A 16,593-nucleotide genomic window follows, 5' to 3' on the forward strand; every position below is an offset into this window, starting at 1 on the left:
TTGATTTTGATATTTTGTTGATTTCGGTTTTTAGTAATTGATAAATATCCAGCCTTCCATTGGGGCAGACCCATCTCCCAAGTCTATCACGTATAGATAGGAGCCCGCTGGGAGTTTCTCACGATTCTCCTTGTAAATACCGCCCCAGTCATTGTGATAGGATTGGGTGGCAAATACCTCATGTCCGTAGCGGTTGAAAACCCGTACCACATTATTGGGGTAGTTTTCAATACCTGGAACAATCCAAGTGTCGTTGTTTCCATCGCCATTTGGCGTGAAAGCTTGAGCTGGAATGATACTCGGTTCGCTTTCCATCGGGAAATCGTCGTCACCATCCGGAACACCATCGTTATCATCATCGTCATCGCCATTGTCCCCTATACCATCACCATCATTGTCCGAATCCTCACTGGAATCTTTAGGGAAGGCATCCTCACTATCTGGTGTGCCATCATTGTCATCATCAGGGTCGCTGTTGTCGCCTTGCCCATCACCATCGGTGTCGGTATCCTCTGAAGCATCCCACGGGAAGGCATCTTCGGTATCGGGGGTTCCGTCGTTATCGTCATCCGTATCGACATTGTCCCCTTGACCATCCCCATCGCTGTCCATGCTTTCGTTGGGGTCGTTAGGGAAAGCATCCTCAGCATCGGGAACGCCGTCATTGTCGGTATCAATGATTTCCCCATTGGGATAGACATCCTCATCATTTGGGACTCCATCGCCATCAATATCATCATCTGTATTGTCCCCAGTTCCATCCCCATCCGTGTCGGTGTCTTCGGAATCGTCAAATGGGAAGGCATCTTCACTGTCTGGCGTACCATCATTGTCGTCATCTTCATCTGCATTGTCGCCGGTTCCATCGCCATCGCTGTCTACACTCTCGTTGGGGTCGTTAGGGAAGGCATCCTCAGCGTCGGGAACACCGTCGTTGTCCATATCTGTAATTTCTCCATCGGGATAGACATCCTCATCATTTGGAATTCCATCGCCATCAATGTCGTCATCCGCATTATCCCCCTGGCCATCACCATCTGTATCGGTATCTTCGGAACCATCCAATGGGAAGTCATCTTCACTATCAGGAGTACCATCATTGTCGTCATCGGCGTCTGCATTATCTCCAGAGCCATCGCCATCAGTATCGGTATCCTCGGAATCATCCAGTGGAAATGCGTCTTCACTATCTGGAGTGCCATCATTGTCATCATCATCATCTGTATTGTCACCAGTTCCATCACCATCAGTATCGGTGTGTTCGGAATCATCGAATGGGAAGGCATCTTCACTATCTGGAGTGCCATCATTGTCATCATCGGTATCGGTACTGTCCCCAATACCATCGTTGTCGGAATCCAAGTCGTAATACATGCCATTTACAAAGCCCAAAGGTTTGGTGTCATTGCCTGCTTCATCCCGTGCAATACCATAATTGTCATTGAAAAAGACCAATTCTCCAGGTATCAGCGGGGTAACAGTAATGTTATAGACTAATCCTGGGGTTACTTCTTGAAGTGCCCCAAGGTTTGCCATGGGTTGTCCGTTGCCATCCGGTGCAATCATTACGGGATATGGCGCGAGGTTAAACACCGGTTCTGAGAACTGTAACTGAATGGTAAAAGGTTCTAAATAGAGCGATTCATCAATCACCAAGCTGGGCTGAGGCCCTGTGGTATCGATGGTCACAGAACTACCATCCGTAGTAGTCGAGGCCACTAAATTATCGGTTGATGGGTTCGCGGTTAGAGTGAATCCAACCGGGCCTTCTGACATGGCATCGTTGACCTCTATATATCCCAAGTAGGTATTTTCACCAATGAGAGCACTGTCATCGAACATTATGGTCGCACCAAGAATGGAAAGAGCCACTTGATTCACAGCCCTGTTGAAACCAAACTCCACCGAGATACGGTCACCCTGCCTAGCCAGTTCTGGAGAGGCATTGTCCGAGGTTATCGTGATGTAGGTGAACTCAAGATCGGTAATGATGGTATGATTGGTATTTGTCACCTCCGCTGGGTCATTGCCCAATGCATCTTGATAAACCAAAGTGATATCATAGGCAGCACCATTTACCAAAGAACTACTGCTCGCTGAAACCACTTCTGAGGCGGAAGCAAGGTTCTTGGCATCAATGTCAAATGTATTTATGTCATTCGCGACTGGATCTTGCAATTGAAGTGTAATGGGGCTATTTACATCTTCGACTGATTCAAAAATCAATCGTACACTATTGGCCAGTGGTGCTTCGGGTACGTAATAATTAATCGTAAGATTATCGTAAGATGTGCCATCGGTGGCTGGTAAAGTCATAGCTGGAGTGGTGGTCTGCGTATCCACTAAAGGATTGGGATCCTCACCATCCAAAAGCAAGTCATTATCGTCATCTGTATCGGTATTGTTACCGATTCCATCACCATCGGTGTCAGTATCTTCGGAATCATCCAACGGGAAGGCATCATCTACATCGGGGGTGCCGTCACCATCGTCATCGATATCGCACACATCCCCTTCCCCATCAGAGTCGGTATCCAATTGATTGTTATTAGAGATGGAAGGGCAGTTGTCCACATTATTTTTGATTCCATCCCCATCAGAATCGGTATCCTTAGTGGTGTCATCTGAAGCGGGATTTCCTTCATTGTTGCTATCATCGGTAAGGGTGACCGATAAGGTGATGGTGCCATCTTCCAGACCGCTGAGGTCTATGCTTGAAATTTGATCGGTGGCCGTGGCAATGGTGCCCGTTCCAGTGACATCGGTCCCGCCCCCGTCGCTACTGAAGGTATAGTCGTAAGTGGCACCCACTTCAGCATCAGCAAAGGTGAAACTGGCTGCATTTTCATTGTCTGCATCAATTGGATTTTGATTGATGACAACGGTATATCCATTAGGTGCTGTGGTGTCTTTTTCAATATCGTCAGTCGCAGGATTTCCTTCATTGTTGCTATCATCAGTAAGGGTGACTGATAGGGTGATCGTTCCGTCTCCCAGACCACTAAGGTCTATGCTTGAAATTTGATCGGTAGCTGTAGTAATGGTGCCCGTTCCGGTAACATCGGTTCCGCCACCGTCACTGCTGAACGTATAGTCATAGGTAGCTCCCACTTCTGCATCGGTAAAAGTGAAGGACACTGCGGCCTCATTGTCGGGGTTGATGAAATCTTGATCAATTTCAACATTATAGCCATTAGGTGCAATCTCGTCCTTATCGGTGACCATGACATCAAGGTCCATTGAATTGTCCCCTCCACTGGCTGTGGCTGTAATGGAAACTTCATAGGTATTGTCTGTATTGGCATCCGTCGGATTCTCATAATCCGGTGGGTTGATAAATGTGAGTATTCCAGATGCCTCATCTATATTGAACAAATCATTGTCTCCTCCTGCCGCTAATGCATAAGTTATTTCTGCATCCGATGGGCTTCCCGCACCATCATTGGCGTCAATGTTAGCCGCTGAAGCTGTGTTGTTTTCTTCAAAAGATACTTCGAAAGGAGCTGTGGGATCAGTGAATACGGGGATGAAATTATGTGTAAAACCACTCAGGGTCCCTGTTCCGCCAGAAGTAGTCACCGCGACATCTCCCGAAGCCCCAGTTCCAACTGTGGCAGTTATCTGCGTTGCGGAATCTATGGTAAAAGATGTTGCATCAACCCCTCCAAAAGTAACTGATGTAGTTCCCAAAAAATTGGTTCCCGTAATGGTGACCGTATCATCTTTAAGTACCGAATTTGGTGTAAATGAGTCTATGGTCGGGGGCAATCGATAGGCTATGGCATAGTGTTGCTTTACCCAATAGCTCCAATCGCAGCAGCCGTTGGAACCATCACTGTGTTTATAAAAAATCCCACCCCAGCCTTTGGCGTCTACATTGAGCCCGACCGATTTTAAATATTCTTCAACATCAGGTATCTCGTTCAATCCTGATTCAATGGTATGGAAGCTTCCATATTCTTCGGTCACCAATTGAATGTACATACCCTCAGGGGCTTTAAAGTATACTGGATTGGGGATGTCATAATAAAACCCATAATCCCCATCGGTATGGGCCCACTGTGTTGGAGACCCATCTTCCTGGAGAAGATTTATAAAAACAAAATCGGTGGCTGTAGCATTCCCTAAGGGATTAATGACCGTAAGGTCTCCTGAGGAGCCCGCACCTACCACAGCCGTAATCTGATTGTCCGAATCTACATTGAAACTTGCGGCAGCGGTTCCACCGAATTGCACTGAGGTTGTACCTGTGAAGTTACTTCCCGAAATGGTTATCGTTTCGCCATTGCCCGCAGCTTTAGGAGAGAAATCAGTTATGGTTACCGTATCATCTAAATTAGTGACCGATACCGTAATCAATTGGTTCGAGCTTCCATCACTATCCAATGCTGTTACAGTAATCTGATAGTTGTTGTCCGTGTTGGCATCATTGGGACTTTCAAAGTCAGGAGCGGATTGAAAAGTTAATTCACCCGTGCTAGCATCTATGGAAAAGAGGTCGTTATCACCTCCCGAAGCCAAACTATAGGTGATACCGGCATCACTGCTGCCCCCATCTCCGTTGTTGGCATCAACATTTAATACCGTGCCCGTACCATTTTCAGCAAAATTGACTGTATTGGCACTGGTGAAAGCCGGAAGGTTCAATAAGGTGTTGTTGGTTACCTGAATGGTTTCGCTTAAATCATCCGTAGTGGCATTGCTATCCGTTTGGTCTTGGGTATGACTTACCGTGTTGGTGATATTATTGGAACTACCATCGTTACCCACCACATAATCTGCAGTGGCTTCAATGATCAAGGTCTGAACTGCTCCACTAGCGAGAGTACCAATTGTCCAATTAGGGCTGGACCAACTACCGGTTGAAGGTGTAGCATCCACTAAAGTTAATCCTGCTGGAAGCGCATCGGTAACCACTAAATTGGTAACGGGCGCATTTCCTAGGTTCTGTACCCGAATGGTAAAATTCACGGTATCCCCATCGTCAATACTGTTGGTGTCTGCCGTTTTTCGAACATATACATCTGGGTTGCAGTAGTAGACCGAGGTGGTCTGGGAATCATAATCACAATTACTTTTGGACACCCTTACGAAATAGTCTCCTGCTTCTGTAGGGTTATAGGTATCTGAAGTGGCTCCTACAATTTCTTCGCCATTGAAAAACCATTGAAAAGATTGGTAATCCCCCGAATTGGTAACCGCAAGGCTTGCTCCTGGAAGACACACATCTCCAGTTACGGACACATTTACATCAGAAACATTGTCAAAACCGGAAAAATACCCGGCCACACTTCGATCGCCTACATATCCAAAAAAACCTACAGCAATTGACGAGGTTGAGGTAACTTCAACATTACCGCTAAGCCCGCTCATGTAGAACGTTTTCCAATCTGAATTGCCCGGAACTGCTTGCGAAGCAGGTTTGGTCACCACTCCTGTTCCATCGGTAACTACGATATCATTATCGGCTGATGCTGTTGATGCGATAATGGTAATTCCTGAGGTAAAACTTAGGCCAGCAATATTGGTAATATCACTGATGTTGTCCAAAGCATCTGGAAGCAAACAACTAACGGGAGCAATAAAGTTCATTCCGATATTGGCTGCAGATGTGGTCCCGGCAATGTTTTGGTAGGCATAGGCGTTTTTTGAAGTCCTCACATACATATTGGACCCCGCCGAAGTCCCAGAGTAGTTTGTTCCATCCACCCTGTAGTATTCCCCGGCGTCAATAGTAGCGGCAGGAGTTCCACTGCTGCCCACGTAGATATCGGTATCGTTTTCCGTGGCTAGGATAATGGCGAATTCCAAGGTATCACCGCCATTACCGCGCACAAAAATGTATTCTTTTCCCAATAAATCAACAGGGACGGGTTGGTCTATGCCAGCATCCCTAAGTTCGGAAGTGGAAAGTACGGAGTAATTTAAACCACCATTACTTATTACAATATCTTTATCAGAAGATACCAAGGCACCCAACCAACCCTCTAGGTTGGCATCGGTTTGGTCCACCACGGCCTCAACTACATAACTTTCATTGGCATCCAAATTTATGGTCAAAGTGTTATCCGTGATACCACCTGCATCGGAACCCAAACGGAATTCACTGTCGGGGTCATAACCGGAAATGGTCACCGAAGTATTATCCTCAGTGGCCATGATTCCCAAAGTTGTTGTGTTATTGACGTTTCCGGATCGTGATTGCGGAATACCTCCCCAACGAAATTCTGTTCCCATAGCGGCCCGACCTTTACTGGTCAGGGATGTTGCCTGCGATCCACTATAGGCTCTATAGTTCACATAAAAATCTTCCCCGTTTTCAGATTCAAACCGAAGACCACTATTGGCAAGGACAATACCCGTATTGGTATCGCTAACCATGGTAATGTCATTGTTTCCACTGGTCAAACTATACTCACCAGGTGATGTATTGGAAATGGAGATGGTGGTAACCGGCGTAGCACTGGTTCCCACATACACATCCACATTAAAAGCTGTTGTGGACGGGGTGGACAGATAAACGGATTGAACATCAACTGCACCTGTAGTGGCGCGTTGTTTCAATGGTGGCAAATAGTGTAAATCGCTAAGTTGTGCAAAACTTTTTCCTACACATAAAAACAATAGGACGAAAAAGAAAATTGATGGTTTTTGGTTGCGCATTGGTCGTAGACTTTTGGTATCTATTGGTTTTTGGTTTTTATTTAGTTTGAGAAATGGCATAGCAAGGTCATGCCACCAGACAGCGGTTATTTTGAATTTGGCCCCAGATGTATTGAGGCACCCTGAAAAGCTTGAAAAATTTTGGAAGGGACTCTAGTAACGCTATATCATAAAATGAAAACTGTTTTTGGTTAATTCTCAGTTATTGCATTTTATCATTTTCTTACAGCGATTCACCGAATATTGTACGATGTTTCTTATTCTCATGAAAGAAACGGGAGTGGTATAAGGTTATTTCATGTAATCACAAAAAAAATTGACAAATGTCAATTTTGTGTCATTTTCTTACAGATAGTGAAGGTGGGTTGTGGAAAAAAATGGCCTTCCCCGAATCATATAAAATGAATTCATAGGAAGGCCAATTCAAAAGGATAAAATAATTATGGTAATCTACAAATGGAGTTTAGCGCATAACCATACAACTGGTTTGATACTAATTATCGGCTCCATCAGCCCTTGCACGGTCTATGGTGTATTGGGCAACCTCACGACCCTGTTCTGTACCTACGGTGGCATCAAAACTCCAATGGATTCCTCCATATACCCGTGATATGGCAGCTTCCTCAGCCCATGCTCGTACTGTGGAAGCTTCATCCGGAAAAATATAGGCCAATACTTCAGATGCGGCAGCGGAAAACACACTGTGACCAGAGGTGTAGCTTGGGAAATTTGGAGTACCCGCTATAGTTTCAAATCCTTCAATGAGCTGAATGGGCCTTGGATAATGATAATAATATTTGGCGTCCCAACAACTGATTCCCCCATCCATGATGGCCATATTCATGTAGGCCAATGTTCGGGCTGTTTGCAAAGGATTCAATTTGTATTCCACAATAAATTCATTGGCAATACGATTCCAGTGACCTGGTGGGGTATAGGTGCCCAGTCCGTCTTGCCAAAAGTTGGCAATCCGTCTTTTTTCATCCGTCATGTTTCGGGCATGATCTTTTAACAATTCCACATCGTCCAAAAATTCTTGGGAGTCCAATTGTGGTGGGGGAATGGGTCGTACACTTTCTACATCATCAATACTCCACATGGTTACTTGACTAAACAATGGTGTAAGTCCAACCGGGCGTACTGGGATTTCAAGATTGTCCCAAGCCCATCCAAATCGATCATAAGCAGCTTGTTTAATGGAATCTGAAACTGCTTTTGGAGTTTGCGCACTGCTCATACCGTCTGTACTGGCACGGGACAATCCCATGGCCGAAACGGCATCGCCGATGGCCACACCCGCCGTAATATCACTCTGTACATTGCCACCAGAATTTATAAGACTCTCCAAATGTTCTTCTTCCAATTCTTGCAGATATTCAGCTTCCAACGGAAACATGGCTGTTAAAATGTTGCGTGACGCTCTGGCAATTACCGCTCCATCTGAAGGATAAGAAGGAATGTCATTTTCTTCGTAGGCATACCTAATGCTTTCATCAACTTGATAAGGTGCGGCTCTATTATATTGGTATTTATAATGCCAAGCACTGATGAGACCATCGAACTGGGCAACCGACATATAGGCCAACGCTCTGCTGGCATACGGAGGGTGCGCGAATGGAAAAGCCGGTGGACCTTCTGGATTTGATGGATTCGGTAAGGTATAGCTACCGTCTTCATTGGGGCCTGGAATCAAGTTGTATTTGGCAATGAGTTCCAGCGCGATTTCGTTCCAGCGTACCGTAGGATTATTGGTCCAGTATTTTACGGCATTCTTTTGTTTTGAGGTCATACTGACTGTAGCAGTTTTTGTGGCATCAAGCTCATCCTGATACGCTTGGGAATCCGTGGCATCAGGAGCGTCTATGTCAATGGCGTCTCCAGCATCCAATAAAACTGGGGTCCAGTCCCCTCCATTTTCGTTGAGTTCGGTAAAGGTATACCCCTCATAAGGAAGGTACCTTGGTGTATCCTTTTCACAAGAGGCCAAAAGAATAAGCCCGATGGCCAATAGCAGTGTATATATCTTATTGTTCATTTTCTTCTACTTGGATTGATTTCTTGAATGGGTTGAACTGATAGGTAACACCAAAACCGGTGTTACTTAGTTTGGGCATATTTTGTCCGTCAATGATCCTATTGTGATAGGCCACAACGCCCAATCCTTTCACTGATTTAAAATAGTACTGGGCGGAAAAGCCAATGCGATCAAATTTCACCCGGTTTGTGGGTTGTGCCGGATTATAGGCTCTGATGTCATCTCCGCTGGTCGATGCCAATCCCGTATAGTTGAACTCAAGTTTAAGGGAGTAATCAAAGAACCATTTTCCCACAACGCCATCATAGGTCCATGCATTGGGCACGTCCATCCAAGCGGTATAATAACTGCCATCGGCATAATAATAATCCCGTTCGGCTTCGGTATAGCCACGCCATAAATGGGCAATGGAACCTCGTACATAAAATCCATTGTTCCATTGGTATTGACTAATGGCCCTAAGTCCGAACTCAGGAGCACCAGCACCAATGCTATAAGGTTTGTAATCCGAAAGATAATTAGTGAAAGGGGTAGAGAAACTTGCTGTGGCAAAGGCGGTGAGTTCCCCATTGTTCACAGTTTCTTGTATGGCACGATACTTAACGGCCAATCCTAAATCCTGAAAACCACGTGCACCGGTAAATTTCCCTCCATTGGGTTCCGATGATTCGGTCCTAATAAAAGGCAATCCGATATAAAAGTTGAGGTCATCGAAAATACCAATAGCCGCCATAGGAAGCACTGTATTACGGTCTACTGTTGCAATGGTCTCATTGGAGCGCAGGTAATCGCCTTCCCAGTACCGGTCAAAAGAACCCATGTCATAGGCAAATAAGACGCAAATATTCTTGGAAGGCATCATAAGGGCGTCGCTGGGAGTCTGTGCTTCCAAGGATGTTGTTGAACCAACATACAAAAGGACTTGGAGCATAAATGTGCAAGCCCCAAAGAAGCCAATTTTATGCTTGGATGAAACTCTACAAGCATTCTTTGTTTGAATCATGTTTAAGGTTTGATTGAAAGGTTTCTTAATAGATTGATTTTCAATGCATTGAAAAGATTTATCTTGCAATGCTGTTGTTGCGGGCTAAAATAGACTTATGGATCAAGCGCAATGACTAATAAAAGATTAAGGGAGGTTAGGAAAAGAATAATGAAGCTAAGGAAAGACTAAAATAGACTAGCTTGTACTTAACTATTGAAAAACAATACCTTGAGCTGGGTTACTTAAAAGGATTCTATAGTCCTAAAAGTAAGGTTGATTCTTGGTTTGTGAATGACTTTGGTAGGGGGGAGGCGATGCAGCCAATGGGTCTGTGTGGAACCTTTCATCACCAACAAGCTGCCATGTTCCAAGAGCAAGGTTATTTTTTCCTTGGTTTTTTTGTGCTTAAAAGAAAATCGCCGCTCCGCTCCAAAGCTTAAGGAACCAATGGCACCGTCTTTTTTAAGGTCTTTTTCGGCATCACTGTGCCACGCCATGCCTTCCTCCCCAGAGTGGTAAAGATTCAACAAGCACGAATTGTAGGTTTCCCCACTTTGTTTTTCCACCAATTGCTTCAATTCCAAAAGTTCCTCGGTCCATGGCAGGGCTCTTTTAGTGGTATTGGAGTAGGTATATTCAAAAGGTCGGTCACCATACCAAGCTACCTTTCGCTTGGTTTCAATGCGTTTCCCATAGATAATGGCCACATCATTTTTCCAATCGATGGTTTCCAACAGTTTTTCGTAATAGCTATTTGCAGCTTCAAAACCCATGATTGCGCCATGATAATTGACAATACCATCGCAGGGCAACCAATTTTTGCTGGGGTCTATTTGGCTACTGAATAAATCCATTCTTCCATTTTTTATACGCGGTCTTCATGCAATGTCCGCAAGGTCTGTACTCCATGGAAAGTGCTTCCTCTTCCGAAGTGAAAAATACACGGTTTTTACGCTTCATGCGTTTACCCGAGGTGCATTTCAAGGTACCATAAATCTTTAGATTTTTGTTTCCACCAAATAGGATTTTTCCATTTTTGATACCTTGTCTGACCGTTGAATCCGTTAATAAAGAGTGCTGTTCCATTTTAACTAATGGCATCATGAAAGATAATGCCCAAGGCATATCGGTTACCTTGGTGGACCTCGCTCACTCCATGTTTCATGTTGACACGATAGTACCCTTTTTGTCCCTTTACAGGTCTAAAATTGGTGGTAAAGAAAAGTAAATCCCCTTTTTTGGGCTTAAGTACAATGGCTTTGGATTGTGCTCGTGGGGTTTGCTGGGTCATTACAAATTCACCCCCGAGAAAGTCCACATCCGGTTCACTCAGTACAAGCAAAGCTTGTATGGGAAAATAGACGTCTCCATACAGGTCTTGGTGCAAAGTGTTGAAACCTCCCTTGCCATATTTGAGTATCAGTGGGGTAGGCTTCAGTTGCCCTTTTTCCTTGCATTGTTCCAATAATTGTTGATGGGTCTCAGGAAAAACCTTGTCAATTTTTAAGGCTTTCATCCAAAGATTGGCCACCGGAGCAAGATGGGGATAAAACGCTGTCCTCAATGTTTGGATTTTCTCTGGGAGTGGATAGTCAAAATACTTGTATTCTCCCAAGCCAAATCGGTAACGTTCCATCACCACCGTTTTTCGGTAACCATTGGGTTTTTGATAAAGCTGCACCAAATCTTCGCATTCAGAAGAACTTAGAAAACTTGGGACGATTGCATAACCATTTTGATGCAAATTTTCGTGCACCAAAGTCCAATCAATTTGAGGCATAGCTTGTTCTGTCTTTTCCATAGGATTCTGGATAATATTATTGTGCTATATCCATTTGTGCTGCCTCCCAACCGATGATGGCATTCTTTCGGGTGTTTCCCCACATATACCCACCGATTTGTCCAGAGGATTGAATTACCCTGTGGCAGGGAATTAAAAAGGCAACAGGATTGTTTCCAATGGCTGTACCAACAGCCCTTGACGCTTTTGGACTATCAATTTTTTGGGCAATGGCACCGTAGGTGGTCAAACTTCCTTGGGGAATTTTGAGCAAAGTTTCCCAAACTTTTAGTTGAAAAGGGGTGCCGTTCAGGTGCAACTTTATATGGTCCAGTTTGCTCCAATCATGTTGAAAGATGAACAATCCGTCCTGTTGGTTTTTGTCCAATAATTGATGATAATCAGCATTTGGAAAACGAAACTTTAAGTCTTCCAATCCCTTCTGCTCATCATTAATAAAGGACATGTGGCAGATTCCTTTTGGAGTAGAAGCGACAATGAGGTTTCCAAAGGGACTTTCGGCAAAACTATAATTGATTTTTAAGCTCTCACCGCCATTTTTATACTCTCCCGGAGTCATTCCCTCAATATTGATAAAAAGGTCGTGGAGCCGACTTGTTCCTGAAAAACCAGTTTCTTGCGCAGTATCGAACAAGGTGGCCTGTCTTTCCTTCAACAGCTGTTTTGCATATTCAATGCTGATGTATTGCATAAATTTTTTGGGACTTACCCCAGCCCAATCCGTGAACAGACGTTGAAAATGGTATGGACTTAAATGGACCGATTCGGCAATCTCATTTAAAGAAGGTTGCTCCTTAAAATTTGTAGTAATGAATTCAATAGCCTTTGCTATTCTGTCGTAATTGTATGCAGCTTGTGTTGTCATGGCTTACAGATTATTTTGATAGCAAAAGTATGGGGCATCTAATGCCCTTGAAACCCGAATCTTGCGCATTCTCATTTTTAGGTAAGGTACAAATTGTAGTGTTCACAAAACACTTACGCCTTTAATGTTAATTTTTTTCTAAGATGTTACAATTTGGGATGGCCCTTGACAAAAAACCCATAAATTCAAGTGAATTTTAGACAACATGGCAACATTTACACTCAACATCAACGGAAAAACGCAAGAAGTGGACGTAGATCCATCCACACCCATTCTCTGGGTTTTGCGAGACAATTTAAAATTGGTAGGAACCAAATATGGTTGCGGTATTGCACAGTGTGGTGCCTGCACCATCCATTTAAACGGTACAGCTACAAGATCGTGCATGTTACCGATATCCTCTGTGGGCAACCAAGAAATAACCACTATTGAAGGACTTTCGGAAAATGGAGATCACCCCGTACAAAAAGCATGGCTGGAAGTGGACGTGCCCCAATGCGGCTATTGCCAAGCAGGGCAGATTATGACGGCATCCGCACTTTTGGAGCAGAATCCAAATCCTACGGATGAAGAGATTGAAATGGTCATGAACGGAAACATTTGCCGTTGCGGAACTTATGTTAGAATACGGAAAGCCGTAAAAATGGCATCAAAATCATAACCTTTCTTTAAAACATATAATCATGACGCTTGTAAAGACAAAAATTGGACGTCGCGCCTTTATACGGAACACAGGTTTGGCCGGAGGAGGGCTCGTTCTAGGATTCAACTGGCTGGCTTCCTGTAAAATGACCCCGGAACAGGTCAACAGCATGCCCAAAGAATGGTTTGAACTCAATGGATTTTTAAAAATAGGAGACAATGGTTTGGTGACGATTATGTCGCCCAATCCCGAAATAGGACAAAACGTAAAAACGGCCATGCCCATGATTGTGGCCGAGGAATTGGATGTAGCTTGGAAAGATGTAATTGTGGAACAAGCTCCGTTGAACACCGATATATTCACACGACAATTGGCAGGGGGTAGCCAATCCATTCGTCAAGGATGGGAAGGGCTTCGAATGGCTGGGGCCACTGCCCGACAAATGTTGAAGGAGGCCGCTGCCCAAGCTTGGGAGGTGCCTGTTGGTGAAATCACCACTTCGGAAGGAGTGCTCACCCATAATGCTAGTGGTAAATCTGCAGGGTATGGTGAAATTGCTTCTGCTGCTGCCGGAATTGAAGTGCCTGAAGAAGTTGAACTCAAGGAACAAAAAGAATTTAAAATAATCGGAACCGACCGCATGAATGTGGACGGAACGAAAATTGTGACAGGAAAACCGCTTTACGGACTGGATATTCAGCGCGAAGGGATGCTCATAGCCATGATTGTACATCCACCTGCGTTTGGAATGAAATTAAAGGACATGGACGCCGAATCGGTAAAATCCATGCCGGGCATCAAAGATGTCTTCCCCATTGTGGTTTATCCAGAAGATGCTGAAAAACAATGGTCCGATGGCGGAGCCATTGCAGAACTGGCCGTAGTGGTTGGAAACAGTACTTGGGAATGCATGCAGGCCAAAAAGGCGTTGCAGGTGCAGTGGGAAGAAGATTCCAAACCCGAAAGTACGGCATACCATGATGAAGCACTGACCGAGTTGTTGAACACGGCCCCAAAAGAAGCAGCCCGTAAAGACGGGGATGTGGAGGCCGCATTCAAAACCGCTGCAAAAATTGTGGAGAGCACCTATAGTGCGCCTTTTTTGGCCCACAATACCATGGAGCCGATGAATTTCTTCGCTCATGTTACTTCAGAAAAAGCAGAGCTCTTGGGTCCGATTCAGACTCCAGAATTCTTGGAAATGACCTTGGTTTCGGTATTGGGTATGCCCAAGGAGCAGATAGATATTCATATGACCCGAATGGGTGGAGGTTTTGGACGCCGATTGTATGGTACCTTTGCCGTTGAGGCCGCAGTAATTTCCCAAAAAATGGGTGCTCCCATTAAATTGGTGTATACCCGTGAGGATGATATGACCCAGGGAACCTACAGACCTTCCTATAAAGTAAGGTACAAGGCCGGTTTAGATGAAAATGGCAATTTGATCGCATGGCATGTTAGAGGAGCAGGAACCAACGACGACCTCATTTTTGAGAATCGTTTTCCGGCAGGTGCTGTGGATAATTACCTTGCCGAAAAGCATAGCTTACAAACCAATGTTACCACAGGTGCATGGCGAGCTCCTCGTTCCAACTTTATTGCTGGTGCGGAGCAAGCTTTTATGGATGAAGTGGCAGAAGCTGCTGGAAAGGACCCTATTGAATTCCGATTGGAATTATTTGATCGCGCTATCTCAAATCCTGTTGGCAATCCTGAACAAAATGATTACGACCCAGAGCGTTATGCAGGTGTGTTAAAATTGGTAAAAGAGAAATCCAATTGGACTAACGGAACCAGCGGGAAATCCCGGGGAGTATCGGCATACTATTGCCACAATTCCTATGTGGCGCAAGTCTTGGATTTGACCATGAATGGTGATGCCCCCAATGTGGACAAAGTTTGGTGTGCCGTGGATTGTGGAATTGTCATCAATCCGCTTAGTGCCAAAAACCAGATTGAAGGTGGTATTGTGGATGGCATCGGTCATGCCACCTATAGCGCAATGTCCTTTAAGGATGGTGTGCCAGAGCAATCCAATTTTGACAGCTATCGCTTGATTCGAAACATGGAGGCACCGAAAGAAATAGAAACCTTTTTTGTAGATAATGGTATTGACCCAACAGGTTTAGGTGAACCTTCATTGCCGCCAATTTCAGGGGCATTGGCAAATGCGATGTACAAAGCGACAGGAAGAAGATTTTACAAACAACCATTTATATCAGATAAACCGCCTTTGGTGGGCTGATATTTTTTGGTGAACCTGTGTAAGTTCATGATCTATAAGGAAAAAATGTGGAGCAATTTAATTGGGTATGAGTTTATAGATTGCTCCACCATCTACCCCAATATACAGATGACCATCCGGGCCCTGTCTAACCACCCGTATCCTTTTTCCAAAGTCCTCCAATAGCCGTTCTTCATGGATTATTTTTCCATTTTTCAATACCAATCTATTCAGATGTGTCTTTGCCATGGCTCCAATGAAGAGACTCCCCTTCCATTTTTTGAAGGCATTACCTGAGTAGAATTCCATACCACTGGGAGCGATGGATGGAACGTAGTAGTGGTTCGGTTGTTCCATACCTTCCGCATGGGTTATCCCCTCACCAATTGGAGTATCGTCATAATCAATGCCATGACAGATTATAGGCCAGCCATAGTTGAGACCGGGCTTAATATGATTGACTTCATCCCCGCCTTTTGGCCCATGTTCATGTAACCATAGTTCTTGGGTATTGGGGTTAAGGGTAAGACCTTGTGGATTTCTATGCCCATAACTCCAAATCTCATGTCGTGCATTTGCAGTTCCAACAAATGGATTATCATTCGGTATCCTGCCATCATCAAAAATGCGCATTACTTTTCCCAAATGATTGTTCAAGGTTTGGGCAGAATCCTTTAGATCATAACGGTCACCCATGGTAAAGAACAGATATCCTTCTTTGATGGCCATACGCATCCCGTAATGACTCGGAGAGCTATAATAGGGAAGTGCCGTAAAAATTCGCTCAATTTGGGACAAGGAGTCGCCTTTGAGTTTTCCACGCTCAATGGCCATGGTGCTTGCAATGGAATCCCCTATGGAATGCGCAAAATACAACCAGCCATTTTTTTCATATTCAGGGTGGGGGAGAATGTCCAGTGCCCCTCCATCACCACGGCAATAGGATTTAGGAATTCCCTTAAGTACTTTTTTTGTTCCAGACGCTAGGTCAATACGTATAATTTCTCCCGAAAATCTATTGGTAACCAACATCTGATGGTTTGGTAAAAAACACATCCCAAAGGGGACACGAATACTATCGGTTACCATTTCCAATGCAAAGTTTTCTTCCTCGCTTTCAAATGCCAATTTGGGATTTTCCCCCCTACAAGAAATAAGCAGTACTAAAAGCCAAAGGGCAGCAGCCCCCACTAAGTTATCTTTCATAAATCAGTAGAATAGGTTTAAAACATGTGATATAAATATGGCGTACCTGTTTGGGCTACTTTTTTTGATTTATAGTAAACTCATACGGATTTATAAATCTGTCAATGGAAAGGTGATATTGATATGGATTTTTATGCTATCCTGTTTCCAATGAAAAATCACATAAAAAAG

Annotated in this window: 10 protein-coding genes; 2 read left to right on the plus strand and 8 right to left on the minus strand. The window is 44.4% G+C overall.

Going from position 1 to position 16,593, the window contains the following annotated elements; genetic code table 11:
* Positions 1-30 precede the first annotated feature (30 nt).
* The 7 genes from J0X14_RS08325 to J0X14_RS08355 all read right to left on the minus strand — a co-directional run bounded on the left by J0X14_RS08325 (position 31) and on the right by J0X14_RS08355 (position 12,349).
* Positions 31-6,663 carry a gliding motility-associated C-terminal domain-containing protein gene (locus tag J0X14_RS08325; RefSeq protein WP_207097295.1) on the minus strand — a complete coding sequence of 2,211 codons (6,633 nt, stop codon included), beginning with the start codon at positions 6,661-6,663 and terminating at the stop codon, positions 31-33.
* 493 nt (positions 6,664-7,156) lie between these two features.
* On the minus strand, positions 7,157-8,698 hold the full coding sequence (locus J0X14_RS08330) for a phosphatase PAP2 family protein (protein WP_207097296.1): 1,542 nt from the start codon (positions 8,696-8,698) through the stop codon (positions 7,157-7,159).
* Positions 8,688-9,701, minus strand: coding sequence for a transporter (locus J0X14_RS08335; RefSeq protein ID WP_207097297.1), 1,014 nt, complete (start codon positions 9,699-9,701; stop codon positions 8,688-8,690). Before J0X14_RS08335 ends, J0X14_RS08330 begins: the two co-directional genes overlap by 11 nt.
* A gap of 224 nt (positions 9,702-9,925) precedes the next feature.
* On the minus strand, positions 9,926-10,537 hold the full coding sequence (locus J0X14_RS08340) for an alpha-ketoglutarate-dependent dioxygenase AlkB family protein (protein WP_207097298.1): 612 nt from the start codon (positions 10,535-10,537) through the stop codon (positions 9,926-9,928).
* Positions 10,521-10,769, minus strand: coding sequence for an Ada metal-binding domain-containing protein (locus J0X14_RS08345; protein ID WP_207097299.1), 249 nt, complete (start codon positions 10,767-10,769; stop codon positions 10,521-10,523). The genes J0X14_RS08340 and J0X14_RS08345 overlap by 17 nt, the downstream gene beginning before the upstream one ends.
* A gap of 1 nt (position 10,770) precedes the next feature.
* A complete protein-coding gene (locus J0X14_RS08350; protein WP_207097300.1) occupies positions 10,771-11,484 on the minus strand; it encodes a 2OG-Fe(II) oxygenase in 714 nt (237 codons plus the stop codon).
* Positions 11,485-11,500: 16 nt separating this feature from the next.
* The gene (locus J0X14_RS08355; RefSeq protein WP_207097301.1) at positions 11,501-12,349 is read right to left on the minus strand and encodes a methylated-DNA--[protein]-cysteine S-methyltransferase; all 849 of its coding nucleotides are present in this window, start codon (positions 12,347-12,349) and stop codon (positions 11,501-11,503) included.
* A gap of 205 nt (positions 12,350-12,554) precedes the next feature.
* On the opposite strand from J0X14_RS08355, the gene J0X14_RS08360 reads away from it, so the two are divergent.
* Positions 12,555-13,010 (plus strand): (2Fe-2S)-binding protein, encoded by a 456-nt coding sequence (locus tag J0X14_RS08360; protein ID WP_207097302.1) that lies wholly within the window; start codon positions 12,555-12,557, stop codon positions 13,008-13,010.
* Between the two features lie 22 nt (positions 13,011-13,032).
* Positions 13,033-15,237, plus strand: a complete 2,205-nt coding sequence (locus J0X14_RS08365) for a xanthine dehydrogenase family protein molybdopterin-binding subunit (RefSeq protein ID WP_207097303.1) — start codon at positions 13,033-13,035, stop codon at positions 15,235-15,237.
* Between the two features lie 57 nt (positions 15,238-15,294).
* On the opposite strand, the gene J0X14_RS08370 is transcribed toward J0X14_RS08365, so the two are convergent.
* Positions 15,295-16,422 carry a PQQ-dependent sugar dehydrogenase gene (locus J0X14_RS08370; protein WP_207097304.1) on the minus strand — a complete coding sequence of 376 codons (1,128 nt, stop codon included), beginning with the start codon at positions 16,420-16,422 and terminating at the stop codon, positions 15,295-15,297.
* Positions 16,423-16,593: the final 171 nt, after the last annotated feature.

It is taken from the genome of Allomuricauda sp. CAU 1633 (assembly GCF_017313225.1).
Lineage (GTDB): Bacteria > Bacteroidota > Bacteroidia > Flavobacteriales > Flavobacteriaceae > Flagellimonas.

What these genes read in the sequence shown, in the direction of transcription:
- J0X14_RS08330 (WP_207097296.1), bottom strand. Translation starts at nt 8,698, where the DNA reads ATGAACAATAAGATATATACACTGCTATTGGCCATCGGGCTTATTCTT.
- J0X14_RS08335 (WP_207097297.1), bottom strand. Translation starts at nt 9,701, where the DNA reads ATGATTCAAACAAAGAATGCTTGTAGAGTTTCATCCAAGCATAAAATT.
- J0X14_RS08365 (WP_207097303.1), top strand. Translation starts at nt 13,033, where the DNA reads ATGACGCTTGTAAAGACAAAAATTGGACGTCGCGCCTTTATACGGAAC.
- J0X14_RS08325 (WP_207097295.1), bottom strand. Translation starts at nt 6,663, where the DNA reads ATGCGCAACCAAAAACCATCAATTTTCTTTTTCGTCCTATTGTTTTTA.
- J0X14_RS08345 (WP_207097299.1), bottom strand. Translation starts at nt 10,769, where the DNA reads ATGGAACAGCACTCTTTATTAACGGATTCAACGGTCAGACAAGGTATC.
- J0X14_RS08340 (WP_207097298.1), bottom strand. Translation starts at nt 10,537, where the DNA reads ATGGATTTATTCAGTAGCCAAATAGACCCCAGCAAAAATTGGTTGCCC.
- J0X14_RS08350 (WP_207097300.1), bottom strand. Translation starts at nt 11,484, where the DNA reads ATGGAAAAGACAGAACAAGCTATGCCTCAAATTGATTGGACTTTGGTG.
- J0X14_RS08360 (WP_207097302.1), top strand. Translation starts at nt 12,555, where the DNA reads ATGGCAACATTTACACTCAACATCAACGGAAAAACGCAAGAAGTGGAC.
- J0X14_RS08355 (WP_207097301.1), bottom strand. Translation starts at nt 12,349, where the DNA reads ATGACAACACAAGCTGCATACAATTACGACAGAATAGCAAAGGCTATT.
- J0X14_RS08370 (WP_207097304.1), bottom strand. Translation starts at nt 16,422, where the DNA reads ATGAAAGATAACTTAGTGGGGGCTGCTGCCCTTTGGCTTTTAGTACTG.